Raw genomic sequence first — 14,056 nt, 5'->3', positions numbered from 1 at the left:
GGGTTTTTTATTAGTTTTTTTACTTAAGCGTGTTTATGACGCATGTGCGGGAACAGGATCACGTCACGGATACTTGGCGCATTGGCAAAGATCATCACCAGACGGTCAATACCGATACCTTCACCCGCTGTTGGAGGTAAGCCATATTCTAATGCTTCAATAAAGTCTGCATCGAAGTGCATTGCTTCATCATCGCCTGCGTCTTTCTCGGCAACCTGTGCCTGGAAGCGCTCAGCCTGGTCGATCGGATCATTCAATTCTGAGAAACCATTTGCCAGCTCACGACCACCAATAAAGAATTCGAAACGGTCAGTGATGTGCGGATTGTGATCATTACGACGCGCCAGTGGAGAAGTTTCTGCTGGATATTCAGTAATGAATGTTGGCTGACGCAGTTTAGTTTCTACTGTTTCCTCAAACACGATAGTTTGCAGTTTACCCAAACCAAAACCTGGTTTCACCTGTTCTTTCAGCTCTTCCTGAACGTATTTTGCCAGAAAGTCACGGTCGCCTACATTTTCAGGCGTGAACTGTGGGTTGTGCTCAAGAATCGCATCAAACATTGAGATTTTCTTGAATGGACCTTTGAAGCTAAATACTTCTTCGCCATAAGGCACATCAGTTGTACCCAAAATATCCAATGCCAGTTTTTCCAGCATTTGCTCAGTCAGTTCCATCAGGTCTTTATAGTCTGCATAAGCCTGGTAGAACTCGATCATGGTGAATTCCGGGTTATGACGAGTTGAAACACCTTCATTTCGGAAGTTACGGTTAATTTCGAACACTCGCTCAAAACCACCGACAACCAGACGTTTCAAATAAAGCTCAGGTGCAATACGCAAAAACAGTGGCATGTCTAATGCATTGTGATGCGTTTCAAATGGACGCGCAGAAGCACCACCTGGAATCACGTGCATCATTGGGGTTTCCACTTCCATATAACGTCTTTCAGTCAGGAAGTTGCGGATACCAGCGACAACTTTAGCGCGGATTTCAAAAGTCTTACGTGTTTCTTCATTCACGATCAGATCCAGATAACGCTTACGATACTTCACTTCTGTATCTGTTAAGCCGTGGAATTTGTCTGGAAGTGGACGAAGTGATTTTGTTAATAATTCGAATTGTTCGATATGTACATACAGGTCGCCTTTACCCGAACGACCGATATAACCTTCAACGGCAATGATATCACCAAGGTCTAGACCTTTAATTGTAGCAAGTACTTCAGCATCTAATTCTTTACGAGGAACATAAAGCTGAATACGGCCAGTCATGTCCTGAATCACGATGAATGAACCACGGTTCAACATCACACGACCCGCAACTTTTACATACACCTTTTCGCCTGCTTCAATTTCTTCTTTTGACTGGTCAGCGAACTGGTCTTGCAGATCTTGCGCGTAGTGCTCACGCTTGAAAGTATTTGGCCATGGGCTCTTGCCGGTTTCCTTGGCTTGATCTTCGATTTGCTTTAACTTGGCATGACGCTGTGCAATTAAATCGTTTTCGGAAATGATTTGTTCAGAAGTCGATTGAGCGTTAGTTTGCGTCATCTCTGCCTCGAATAAGATTAGTTAAAAAATAGAAGGTGCATACAATAGCAGATTTTGCAGTTAAATCGTAGCGTCCAGCAGCATCTCAATTGGCTTTTCTTTTCAAATATCTGGGGAAGGCTCAAATTCCTCTTTTGGGCAGGGCCTTTCACCCTAACCAAGCCGAGGAATATACAGTTTTAATTGACCAATTAATCAAAAAATAACGTTTTAATATCAAATTCTTTACAGAACCTTTCAGTCTTTTTGACTAAGGTCGGCTTGGACTAAAGTCTTTAGACCAAATGCTAACTTCATTCCCTGTATAGAAGTTCTACAATGCTCCCTGACGCAAATCATTGCCGGACCATAAAACGAATTGATACGAACCACCATAATGAGCCAATGCACCTCTAAAATCCTTTTTTTTCATGGACTTGATTCTTCACGAGAATCTACGAAATTCCATGCCATCGATGCCGATCATAAATATTGCATTGATGTGGATTACCGCAACCTCAATTATGCGACTGTGGCAGAGTTTTATAACGAGATGATTGAAAAAATTCATCCAGATATTCTGGTTGGGCACAGTCTGGGGGGTTACTGGGCACTGAAAATGTCACAGCAACACCAGATTCCTTGTGTAATTGCCAATCCAAGCCTAGCTCCCTATTTCCGCGATGATTATCCTGCAATTTGTGATAATGACCTACAACATGACATTCCTCAGCTTGCCTATATTGAGTTAGGCGATGAAATACTGGATATGCATGCAGTACAGTCCCAACTAGAAGATTATATGCAGGTAGAAGCGGTTCCCGGTGGACATCATCGCCTTGAAACACCAGAACGGATCAACCCCCTGATCCTGCAAATCCAACAGAATCTGCAAAAAAGTTAAGTGGTACATTTAAAGAACCCATAAAAAAAGCCCTGCAATATGCAGGGCTTTTTATTCATCTGTTGCGTTTAAGCAGCATTAGCTTGAGGCTTAGATTTGTCATCCAATACAGACCAGATATTCAGCCCAAGATCACTATGTAAATCAGGTAGATCAAGAAAAATGCTCGCGCCGAGTACTTTATGATTACATTTTTCAGCCAGTTCATTGACAGCTTTCAATGTACCGCCAGTGGCCAATACGTCATCTACAATAATTACTTTTTGTGATTGAACCTCAGCAGACATTTCCAGACGGTCCAGACCGTATTCCAGGCTATAACCCACACCAACCACTGGAGGTGGTAATTTACCTGCCTTGCGAACCAACAACAGGCCCTTGCCGGTACGTTGTGCCAACAAGCTTGCCAATACAAAGCCACGTGCTTCAACAGCAATAAAGCTATCTACTTCTGCCAGTTTTTCAGCAGGAATGCTTGCAATCAAAGCATCAGTTAATGGACCGATGTTATTCATGAAAAGCGGTGTTAAGTCAAAGAAACTAATACCCGGCTTTGGAAAATCCTGGACAGTACGAATGTGAGACCACAATGAAGTAGACATATTGCTCATGGGAGATCGTTAGATAAGAAAAAGGAACCGGCAAATTTTAAACTGAATTACGACTAAAGGATAGGGAAAACCGAGTATTATTGCAGCAACACCCCTATTGACATGCAATTATTTACTTATATTTCATTAATTTATAAGAGCACTTTTTTCATAAAAAATTTAATGATTTTTTTAAATCCATGAATCATTACCCAACGGTAAAATATTTTTTTATTTCTCTCAGTGTGAGAAACAATAAGCTTTTATTTATTTGCATAAATAAAATTATATTCCGGCATTTTCAAGAGAATAAAAAGCTTGAGTAAAGGACTTTTACTGACCCGGATCACTATTCTGCTTTTAATTTTGCTGTTTAAACTGTTATCTACTTTACTTTCTGAACAGAACTGCGTAAAAATTTAGCCAAATATGTCCGCTATTAAATGCCATATTATTAGAGTCTTGCCTGTTTAGGATTTTTGAGCCAGCTTCCATATTCGCTGGTTTTGGAGAGTTACATGAAAAAATATCAATGCATCGTTTGTGGATGGATTTACGACGAAGCGGAAGGTTGGCCTCAGGACGGTATCGTCCCTGGTACTAAATGGGAAGATATTCCAGATGACTGGACCTGCCCAGACTGTGGCGTTTCTAAAGTCGATTTTGAAATGATCGAAATCTGATTTCGCCCAAACAAAGGCCATATTGAGTGGTCTTTTTTTATGCCTTTCTACTATCTATAAAAAAGCATGGAGTTAAATATGCATCCTATCGTCATCATTGGTTCAGGTATGGCAGGCTATGCTGTCGCACGCGAATTCCGCAAGCTGAATCCAGACCATGAACTCGTCATGATTTGTGCCGATGATGCAACCAACTACGCCAAACCGACACTTTCCAATGCTTTAGTGGGCAAAAAAGCACCCGAAAATATTGCCTTGGGCGATGCTGCCAAAATGGCAGCTCAGTTAAATATGCGTATTGAAACGCATACCTGGGTTAAAGCCATTGATGCTACTGCACATGAACTGACTGTTGTAAAAGATCAGTCTGAGCAAAAACAGGCATATTCAAAACTGGTTCTTGCCGTGGGTGCACAGCCAATTCGTCTGGCAATTGCTGGTGATGGCAGTGACGATATTCACGTGGTCAACAACCTGACTGATTATAAAGCTTTCCGTACCAGCCTGGAAAAACGTGAAGATAAGCGGGTAGTGATTTTGGGTGCCGGTTTGATTGGCTGTGAATTTGCCAATGACCTTCAGCACACGGACCATCAAGTGACTGTAATTGACTTGGCACCTCAGCCTCTAGCCCGTTTATTGCCTTCACATGTTGCAGATGTTTTCCAGCAAAACCTGGAAGAAACTGGTATTAACTTTGTATTAGGCACGACTGTAGAGAAAGTCTCTAAAGTTGAAAATGGTGACTACCTGGTGACATTAGCCAATGGTCAGTCAGTCGTTGCAGATGTGGTTCTGTCTGCAGTGGGCTTACAACCAAATGCCTCGGTAGCCAAAGAGTCTGGTGTACAAATCGGTCGTGGTATCTTGACCAATAGCCAGCTCGAAACGAATTTAGCTGATATTTTCGCTGTCGGTGACTGTGCTGAAGTGAATGGTACTTTATTGCCTTATGTGATGCCGATCATGCAGCAGGCGCGTGCGCTGGCTAAAACCTTGAATGGTGAAACGACAGCAGTGCATTATCCAGCAATGCCTGTTGCGGTAAAAACACCTGCTGCTCCCCTGACTGTACTGCCTGCACCCGCCAATATTGATGTAACCTGGGACACTGAAGAGTTTGAGGATGGCATGATTGCCAAAGCCACAGATACTGAAGGAACCCTGCGCGGCTTTGTACTATTAGGCGCTACCGCAGCGAAACAGCGTCTTATATTGACTAAGCAGGTTCCTGACTTGATTCCTGTATCAGTTTAAGGTTTAAATACAAAGGACATTCTTTGTACAGAATGTCCTTTTATAGGGAACTTAACATGAATAGTCATGTGCAATCGAGTCTATTACCATCACCATATACTGCTTTCATGCATGAAACCAAGGTTGACCTTGGCAATGGTATTGAATTGCATGTAGAGGTAGGTGGTCAGGAGAATCACCCGACCTTGTTGCTGATTATGGGCCTGGGTGCACAGATGCTGTATTGGCCGGACTTTTTCTGTAAATCTTTTATCGACCAAGGTTTCCGGGTCATCCGTTTTGATAACCGCGATATTGGCCTATCCTCTAAAGTCCATCATAAAGGTCCACGATTAAATACCATTAAACTGATGAGTCGCTTCATGCTAGGCCTGGGTAACCAGGGAGCACCTTATACCCTGTATGACATGGCAGATGACGTCAGTCTGCTGATTGATAAAATGGAACTGGACGAGGTGTATGTGCTCGGTGCTTCGATGGGTGGTATGATTGCCCAGATTCTGGCAGCACGTTATCCTGAAAAGGTTAAAAAGCTGGCCCTGTTATTTACCAGTAACAATCAGCGTCTGTTACCTCCACCATTTCCAAAACAGCTCTTTAGTCTGATTGGCAAACCCGCTTCGCAGGATGAAAATGGTATAATTGACCATAGTTTAAAACTGTTTAACATCATTGGCTCGCCTGGTTATATTAATCAGCTTGAGGCAATGCAGACCGCCCGTAAATTATATAATCGAAGTTATTACCCAGCGGGTGTACTTCAACAGTTTTTAGCAATATTATGTACGGGCTCGTTGCTGCAACTGGATAAGCAAATCCGACAAGAGACGCTTGTAGTTCATGGTTCTCAAGATCGCTTGCTACCACCCAGCCATGGTAAGGCTGTTGCGAAAGCAATATCTGGTGCTAAATTTGAATTAATTGATGGAATGGGGCATGATATCCCACCGCATTTTATTCCATATCTTAGCGAATTATTTGCTGATCATTTTAAATCATAAAATTAGGACACTATGGCTGCATTACCATCCCTAAGACAGCTGTCATATCTCGTAACACTGTCTGAGACGCTGCATTTTACAGAAGCTGCTCGCCGTTCATTTGTGACCCAGTCCACCCTATCGGGCGGGATCATGGAGTTGGAGCGTTTACTCGGTGGCGTTCTTGTTGAACGTGATCGCCAGAATGTACGCTTGACTCCACTCGGAGAGCAAGTGGTTGCACGCGCTCGTGTTCTACTGGCTGATGCTCAGGACTTAATGCGTTTAAGTCGTGAGATGAGTGAACCTTTAACAGGTGATCTGCATTTAGGTGTGATTCCGACCATTGCGCCGTTCATTCTGTCGCAACTTCTTGATGAAGTGCATAAACAGTTGCCGAAAATTCAGCTGCATCTGCACGAAGCACAAAGTGAAAAAATTGTTGAAAAGCTGGAACATGGCAACCTGGATATGGTTGTACTGGCCCTGCCTTTTGATACACGTAGCCTAAAAGTTGCTGAAATTGTGAAAGAAGATCTGTATGTGGTTCACCACAAGTCAGATCAGAATGCAGCTCAGGCCACTTCCTTAGAAGATCTGGATCTTTCTCGTTTAATGTTACTTGAAGAAGGCCACTGTCTACGTGATCATGCTTTAAGTGCTTGTCCAATTGGTGAGCGTAAGAATGATCATCGCCTGAAAGCAAGCTCATTGCCAACGCTGATCGAGATGGTATCTTCCGATCTTGGTTTTACCTTGTTGCCTGAAATTGCACTTCATACCAACATGATTAAAGCCAATCCTGAACTTCAAGTGAAAAAGATTGCTGCTGCACCAAGCCGCACCTTGGCATTGGTGACACGTAAGAGTACACCGCTACAAAGCGAATTTGATGTACTGCTACCTATCCTGCAAAAGATCGCGCAGCAATAATGATACTGCTATAGCGTAAAAAAGGAGCCCACACTGGCTCCTTTTTTTGTTTTTAGAGACAGCATATTTATATAAAAAGAGACTGAAAATTCAGTCTCTTTTTAAAAGATTATGTCTTATTTAAAGGTTTCCAGTAACACGCGCTGTGCATTATGCGGCTGTTCACCTTGCGCAGGCTGTGCACGGATCCAGGTACCATCACTTTGCAGTAACCAGGATTGCTGATTATCTTTGAGATAGTTCAATAAGCCTTGCTGATAGATGCGTTTTTTCAATGCTTCATCTTCAATCGGGAAACAGGCTTCAACACGATTAAACAGGTTACGGTCCATCCAGTCTGCGCTTGAGCAATAGATACGGGAATTGCCATTATTGCTAAAGTAATACACGCGAGTATGTTCCAGGAAACGTCCGACGATGGAACGAACGCGGATATTTTCCGACAAGCCCGGCAAACCAGGACGTAAACAGCAGATCGAACGGATAATCAGGTCAATCTGCACGCCTGCTTGCGATGCTTCATACAATTTATTAATGAGCTGTAGTTCTGTCAGCGCATTCACTTTGACAATAATCTGAGCCTTTTTGCCTTCTTTGGCATTGGCAATTTCATTGTCGATGTAATTCACCAGCTGGGTATGTAGTGTAAATGGAGCATGTAACAGCTTTTTCAGCTTGGCCATTTTTCCCATACCGGTGAGTTCCTGGAAGATACGGTGTACATCTTCACACAGTTCTTTGTCTGTGGTTAACAGTCCATAATCGGTATAGATGCGCGCATTACCCGCGTGATAGTTCCCGGTACCCAAGTGTACATAGCGCACCAGCTTGTTATTTTCACGGCGTACCACCAGAATCATCTTGGCATGAGTCTTATAGCCAACAATACCATAGACAACTACAGCCCCTGCTTCTTGGAGGACATTGGCTACGGCGATATTGGACTCTTCATCAAAACGCGCACGCAATTCGATGACAGCAGTCACTTCCTTGCCATTTCTTGCTGCTTCAGCCAGTACCTGAACAATTTCAGAATCCGCTCCACTACGGTATAAGGTCTGCTTGATCGCCAGGACTTGTGGATCACGCGCAGCCTCACGCAGTAATGAAATTACGGGCGAGAATGATTCAAAGGGATGATGTAGCAGGATGTCCTGTTTCTGCATCGCGCTAAAGATATTTTCTGATTTCTTCAGTACTTTCGGTACGATCGGCGTATGTGAATCATAGCGTAAATGTGGACGTTTAAAATTCGATAACAGACGTGCCAGATTGACCGGTCCGGCAACCTTGTACAGATGCTCTTCTTCTAGATCAAATTCATCCAGCAGGTATTCATAAATATGTTTTGGACAGTTTTCTGTAACTTCCAGACGTACTGCACGCCCAAAACGACGCGAGTTCAATTCACCTTTTAAGGCAATCGCCAAATCTTCGACATCTTCGTTTAAAGCCAGATCAGCATTACGGGTTACACGGAACTGATAGCAGCCTGTTGCAGTCATACCCGGGAATAGATCAGAGACATGTTCATGTATAATTGCGGAAAGCATCACATGATGTTCCTTGCCACCTGTTAATTCATCCGGTAAACGCACCACACGTGGTAGTGAACGTGGTGCAGGTACAACAGCCAAATCGATCTGACGGCCAAAAGCATCCTTCCCTTCCAGCGTCACAATAAAGTTTAGCGACTTATTCACTAAACGTGGAAATGGATGGGCTGGATCCAGGCTGATCGGGGTTAAGACTGGTGCTACCTGTTCCTGAAAATATTTTTTTATCCATTGTGACTGTGCTGGTGTCAGTTCACCACGGCGCAGGAAACAGATATCTTCTTCACGCAGTTTAGGCAGAATTTCTTCATTCAGAATGCGGTACTGGCGTTCGATGGCAGCATGTGCAGTTTTGGAAATTTGATCTAGCACCTGCTTCGGCGTTAGCCCATCCGGACTACGACTTTCATTGCCCAGATCCAGCTGTTCCATCACCCCAGCCACACGAATTTCAAAGAACTCATCCAGATTACGCGAGAAAATCAGCAGAAAGTTCATGCGTTCAAGCAGTGGATGTAAAGGATCGACAGCCTGTTCCAAGACACGCAAATGGAAATCCAGAATAGACAATTCCCGGTTAATGTACCGGTCATTATAGGTATATTCAGTTTGTACCGAAGGGCTGTTGGCTGCCGTATTCATATCGAACCTTTAATCGTTTTAAAGCCTGAGTCAATAATATCAGTATGCTTCAAATTTATGACAATTTCATAAAAAAAGCCCGAATTCTCGGGCTTTATGGCAATTTTTTTATAACGATTTTTTACTGTCAGGGTAATTCTGCATAACGCATATAACGTTGAATCATGCGTTTACGTGCTTTTAAAGCAGAAGCATTGCGATTTTCTTCAAAATATTTTGGATTGGTCAAAATTGCCGCCAGGAAAATTGCCTCTTCTCTGGTCAGACTTTCTGAAGTTTTACCAAAATAATGTTTGGCGGCCGCTTCCACCCCGTAAATATGATGACCAAACTCAATCGAGTTTAAATACACTTCAAGAATACGCTCTTTCGACCACATGCGTTCCATCATCCAGGTGGCAACCGCTTCCTGACCTTTACGCATGAAAGAACGTTTGTTGAACAGGAACAGATTTTTTGCCAGCTGCTGGGAAATGGTAGATCCCCCCGCAACAACTTTACCCTGCTCTTTATTACGGCTTAAAGCTGTTTGAATCCCATCCCAGTCAAAACCATGATGATGCACAAATTTTCCATCTTCCGCAGTTACCACTGCTTTTTTCAGATTGGTACTGATCTCATCATAAGGACGCCATTGATGTTGAATGGGCTTGGAGGGTTCAGTCCAATAATCGATCCGCATCATCATCGTGGTATTGACCGGATTAAAACGCCACCAGGCCAGACTGGCAAAGATCCAGAGCTGAATACATAAAACCACACTGAACAGCAGCAAGAATATTCGGATTAGGAAAGCTTTCATGTCAGTGGGTTACTCCTGAAGATGTTATTTTTTCGTGTTAAGCTTATTTGAAATATCTCATACAGCGCAAGAATAGCATGTCTGAATACGCACCTCCTTCCATTCACCGTAAACTGGACGTCCACACCTGGTGGTTTACTGCGGTATTGATTGCAGTGAATGTCGGATTGTTTGCCTGGCAGATTTTTTCTGGCACAGATGCCAGCCATCCAAGTACGCAAGATGCCATCCGCTGGGGTGCTGATTATGCACCTTTGACTTATCTGGCGGAACCCATTCGTGTGTTCAGCAGCATGTTTTTTCATTTTGGCCTGATTCACTTGATGTTAAACATGTGGGCGCTTTATATTTTTGGAAGCGTGGCAGAACAGCTATTTGGGCGCTGGTATTTTGTTGGCCTCTATCTTTGTGCTGGGCTGATGGGCAGTCTGTTCAGCGGTTATATGAATATTCAGGATAGTTATGCCTTAATTAAAGGTGGGGTCGCCAATCCGGGACTTTTACCAAGCGTAAGTGCTGGTGCATCGGGTGCTGTCATGGGCTTGGGCGGTGCACTGACAGTCTTGTCGATTCTGCCAGTTCTTCCACGTCAGCGCTTTATTTTAGATAAAAAAACCTTGCTGATGGTGATGGGGATTAACCTGTTCATGGGCTTTATGATTGCTGGCATTAACAATGCTGCACATATTGGTGGCATGATTATGGGCGCTGTGCTGGCTACACTCTGGTATGCCGGGCAAAAGCTGCAACGCGCAGGTTTTATTCAATTCATCGCACTCATAGCTGCTTTAGCAGCCTGCTATGAGCTTTATCAATATAACTTGATCCTGATTGATCCTATTAAGTCGCTCTGGCAGGAAATTCTGGAGATGATGCGTCAGCAGTTAAAGCTGTAACTGACGCATCTTCGATTTTTATTGATTCAGTTCGCGCAGACTTTGCAGCGGTGGAATATCACTCAGATAACTCAGTCGATAACGACCAATCAGCGCACAGAGTAAAGTCATAAAGATCGGTAGAATCATCCAGATTTCCCAGTGTGGCTGAATCGTTAATTCCATGCGGTAACTCGCGACGGCGCTAATCACTTCGGCAAACAGGCAAGATACAATTCCGGCACATAGACCAATAAAACCAATTTCCAGACTAAGCATGGTTTTCAGTTTCTGTTTGGAACTTCCGAATGAGCGTAGTAAAGCCACCTCCCGCTTGCGTTCATCCATGAGCAGATTCAGACAGGCAATCAGAACCAGTATCCCTGCTACACTCACCAGTAAGGCCAGGATCGTCACGATCTGTACCAGTACATTCACAATACGCTTGATCTCGTTCAGAATCAGGCTGACATCGATAAAGACCGTATTAGAAAACTGCTGGATCAGCTGAACCAGTTTTGGTCGTTCCTGTTCCGGCACATAGAAACTGCCCAGATAACTACCGGCATTGGCATCCATGGTATTCGGAGTAAAGATAAAGAAGAAATTCGGACTAAAGCTTTCCCACTCCACACTACGCAGATTCACCACTTTGGCTTCTAGTGGTCCCTCAGGTAAGCTAAACGTTAGCTTATCTCCAATCCTGATTCCCAGCTCTTCCGCAGTCGTGGCTTCAACCGAAACTTCTCCCGGCTGTTTCAATTGCGCTTCGCCAGTTAAAATCACATTATCTTGTGGATACTGATCGGTCTGGGTCAGGTTCAGTTCACGGCGTAGTGTATTACTCTTCTTGACTAAGTCTGCAGCAAATGGCTGATCATTTTTGGCAATCAGACGGCCACGAATATTCGGATATAGCGGCGTACTGTTCCAGCCATTTTGCTCTAACTCAGCCCTCAACTGTGGCATCTCAAAAGGCGGCAAGCCATAGACAAACTGGTTCGGTGTACCTTCTGGTAACTGCTGTTGCCAGCGTTCCAGCAGATCGGTACGCAATACGGCTAATACAGTAATCAGACTCAAGCCCAATGCCAAAGCGGTGATCTGTAATGCAGTCTGATACGGTGTCCGCACATAAGCGGAAATCCGGGATTTTGTATTACGCAGGACTTTCAGCAAGCCCCATACGGTGAGATACAGCACAGCACAAAGCAGAATAATGGCGCCAATCACCCAAGCCGTTAATACAATATTCTCGGTGAGCACCACACTGAAAATAATCAGGCTCAGTGTCCCACTCACCAGCATCCACAACATGGAATGTACGGATTTTTCTTCCTGACGGATAACCCGGATTGGTGCAGTATTAAGTAGTTGCCACAAACTTGGCAGCACAAAACCAAGCAATACCACAGCACTGGTCAGCATCGCAATCGGCAATGGACCTGATAGCATTGCCATCGCCGAGAATTGCAGCTGCAGATGTGGAATCAGCTGTAACATGAGTTGCAGCAAAGCATAACCTAAACTGATGCCAACAATGGTGCCTATGAGCATCGCGATTGCCAGTACCAGTCCAAGTAATGCCAGATAAGCCGCCAGAATTTGCTGTTTCGTCGCGCCGATACAACGCATTAACGCAATATGATCCTGATTCTGCTGTACATAGCGCTGTGCGGTTAAGGCAATCGCGATACCACAAAGCAAGATGGTCAAAATATTTGCCAACTGCAAAAAGGTATCCAGATTAGCAATCGGCTTCATCAAACGGGTATTGCTTTCACTGGCATTTCTTAGACGCAGACTATTCTGCTCCTCAAACTGTTGTTCCTCAGCTTCTGTATCCACACCCGGTTTAACAATCTTCTTAAAGTCTTTTTGATAGGTTTGAACACTGTCCGGATCACCTGCCATGAGCAGACGATAATCAATCCGGCTACCGACCTGAATCGCATTGGTTCGTGCCACATCTGCCTGAGAGATAATTACGGTCGGTGAGAAACCTGAGAAGCCTAATTCCTGATTAGAGTCATAGTCAATCACGGCAGTAATCTTGAATGAGGCATCGGCAATATTGACCTGATCCCCCACTTTGACTTTGAGCAGATCCATGGCACGCTGACTGAGCCAGATTTCACCCGGTTTTAATTGTTTAGCTTCAGGTTTGACTCTTAGCTCACCGCGTAAAGGAAAAGCAGTATCAATCGCTTTGACATTGACCATGACAAATTCGTCATTGGTATGTGCCATACTGCCAAATACAGTAACCTCCGATTGCTGCAAACCCAGCTGATCAGCCTTTTCTCGCCAGGCATCTTCGATCGGCTCGTTATTACTGAGTAGCAGATCTCCAGCCAGCATTTCCGCAGCTTGCAATGCCACGGCATTCTGAATCTGCTCATTACTGAACTTAAGCGCTGTGGTCGCGCTAATTGCCAGGGTCAATGCAATAATCAGCAGATAAATGCCCGTAGTCTTAAAACTTTGAGTCAGTAAAGGACGGAAGAGGTTCATATCATCCTCCATTCACATGTTCAGTTAACTGACCATTGCTTAACTCAAAATGACGCTGGCATAGTTGTGCCAGTTTCTGGTCATGGGTCACCAGAATTAAAGTGGTACCCAATTCATGGTTTAACTGAAATAACAGCTGTTCAATTTCCTTGGCGGTCTCCCCATCCAGATTTCCAGTCGGTTCATCAGCAAAAATGATTTTTGGCTCACTCACCAAAGCACGGGCAATCGCAACACGTTGCTGTTCCCCGCCAGAAAGCACTTTAGGGGTTTGCTGGGCCTGACGGTCCAGCCCTACTCTTTGCAACAGATTCAACGCTTTTTGTTCAGCTGCGGCATAATTGAAGTTTGGCTGTAAACGTAAGGGCAACATCACATTTTCTAATGCAGTCAGATGTGGCAACAGCTGAAAAGACTGAAATACAAAACCGATATTTTCCAGTCTGACCTTGGCTCGCTGTTCTTCATTCATTTCAGTAATCGATTCGCCACAGACCTGTAACTGACCTGAACTGGCCTGATCCAGGGTTGCCAGTATGCCCAGTAAGGTGGATTTCCCAGAGCCGGATCGTCCGGTAATCGCTACCTGTTCTCCAGCCAGAATCTCCAGATTGAGGTCCTCAAAAATCGTCAACTGTTTTTGTGATAGTTGTATCTTTTGTGTCAATTGTTGAGCAGAAATTATTGGCTGTGGCATGATGGTAGCTTTCTGGCGATCTTGAATCATACTTTTCCTATGCATCTGAATATTCAAATTCTAAAGTCTTATTTATTCCGCAGCTTAGCAC

Annotated in this window: 12 protein-coding genes; 6 read left to right on the top strand and 6 right to left on the bottom strand. The window is 44.1% G+C overall.

The window, feature by feature from the left end; genetic code table 11:
* Positions 1–23 precede the first annotated feature (23 nt).
* Positions 24–1,553, bottom strand: a complete 1,530-nt coding sequence (gene lysS / locus B3D47_RS03185) for a lysine--tRNA ligase (RefSeq protein ID WP_048882290.1) — start codon at positions 1,551–1,553, stop codon at positions 24–26.
* Positions 1,554–1,929: 376 nt separating this feature from the next.
* Between lysS and B3D47_RS03180 the strand changes: the two genes are divergently transcribed.
* Positions 1,930–2,436 (top strand): YqiA/YcfP family alpha/beta fold hydrolase, encoded by a 507-nt coding sequence (locus tag B3D47_RS03180; RefSeq protein WP_004810867.1) that lies wholly within the window; start codon positions 1,930–1,932, stop codon positions 2,434–2,436.
* A gap of 68 nt (positions 2,437–2,504) precedes the next feature.
* Here the strand turns inward: B3D47_RS03180 and B3D47_RS03175 are convergent, their stop codons facing one another.
* A complete protein-coding gene (locus B3D47_RS03175) occupies positions 2,505–3,047 on the bottom strand; it encodes an adenine phosphoribosyltransferase (protein ID WP_286859886.1) in 543 nt (180 codons plus the stop codon).
* A gap of 497 nt (positions 3,048–3,544) precedes the next feature.
* Between B3D47_RS03175 and rubA the strand changes: the two genes are divergently transcribed.
* From rubA to oxyR, 4 genes are all read left to right on the top strand, one after another.
* Positions 3,545–3,709, top strand: coding sequence for a rubredoxin RubA (rubA, locus tag B3D47_RS03170; RefSeq protein ID WP_004783011.1), 165 nt, complete (start codon positions 3,545–3,547; stop codon positions 3,707–3,709).
* A gap of 78 nt (positions 3,710–3,787) precedes the next feature.
* Entirely contained in the window at positions 3,788–4,966 is a 1,179-nt protein-coding gene (locus B3D47_RS03165) for an NAD(P)/FAD-dependent oxidoreductase (protein ID WP_004810871.1), read from the top strand.
* Positions 4,967–5,022: 56 nt separating this feature from the next.
* Positions 5,023–5,967: an esterase EstB gene (estB, locus tag B3D47_RS03160; protein ID WP_004810873.1), complete on the top strand. Its 945-nt coding sequence runs from the start codon at positions 5,023–5,025 to the stop codon at positions 5,965–5,967.
* A 12-nt stretch (positions 5,968–5,979) separates the two neighbouring features.
* Positions 5,980–6,879, top strand: coding sequence for a LysR family transcriptional regulator OxyR (oxyR, locus tag B3D47_RS03155; protein ID WP_004810876.1), 900 nt, complete (start codon positions 5,980–5,982; stop codon positions 6,877–6,879).
* Between the two features lie 116 nt (positions 6,880–6,995).
* Here the strand turns inward: oxyR and ppk1 are convergent, their stop codons facing one another.
* Both ppk1 and mtgA read right to left on the bottom strand, forming a co-directional pair.
* A complete protein-coding gene (ppk1, locus tag B3D47_RS03150; protein ID WP_071319957.1) occupies positions 6,996–9,077 on the bottom strand; it encodes a polyphosphate kinase 1 in 2,082 nt (693 codons plus the stop codon).
* A 127-nt stretch (positions 9,078–9,204) separates the two neighbouring features.
* Positions 9,205–9,879 carry a monofunctional biosynthetic peptidoglycan transglycosylase gene (mtgA, locus tag B3D47_RS03145; protein ID WP_163168485.1) on the bottom strand — a complete coding sequence of 225 codons (675 nt, stop codon included), beginning with the start codon at positions 9,877–9,879 and terminating at the stop codon, positions 9,205–9,207.
* A 77-nt stretch (positions 9,880–9,956) separates the two neighbouring features.
* Between mtgA and B3D47_RS03140 the strand changes: the two genes are divergently transcribed.
* A complete protein-coding gene (locus B3D47_RS03140; RefSeq protein WP_278362941.1) occupies positions 9,957–10,775 on the top strand; it encodes a rhomboid family intramembrane serine protease in 819 nt (272 codons plus the stop codon).
* An 18-nt stretch (positions 10,776–10,793) separates the two neighbouring features.
* Here B3D47_RS03140 and B3D47_RS03135 read toward each other — a convergent pair whose 3' ends face one another.
* The gene (locus B3D47_RS03135) at positions 10,794–13,268 is read right to left on the bottom strand and encodes an ABC transporter permease (protein WP_278362942.1); all 2,475 of its coding nucleotides are present in this window, start codon (positions 13,266–13,268) and stop codon (positions 10,794–10,796) included.
* A 1-nt stretch (position 13,269) separates the two neighbouring features.
* A complete protein-coding gene (locus B3D47_RS03130; protein ID WP_004893459.1) occupies positions 13,270–13,995 on the bottom strand; it encodes an ABC transporter ATP-binding protein in 726 nt (241 codons plus the stop codon).
* Positions 13,996–14,056: the final 61 nt, after the last annotated feature.

The sequence above is a fragment of the Acinetobacter sp. UBA3461 genome, assembly GCF_002381195.1.
GTDB lineage: Bacteria > Pseudomonadota > Gammaproteobacteria > Pseudomonadales > Moraxellaceae > Acinetobacter > Acinetobacter schindleri.
This window is presented reverse-complemented; position numbering and strand designations above follow the sequence as displayed.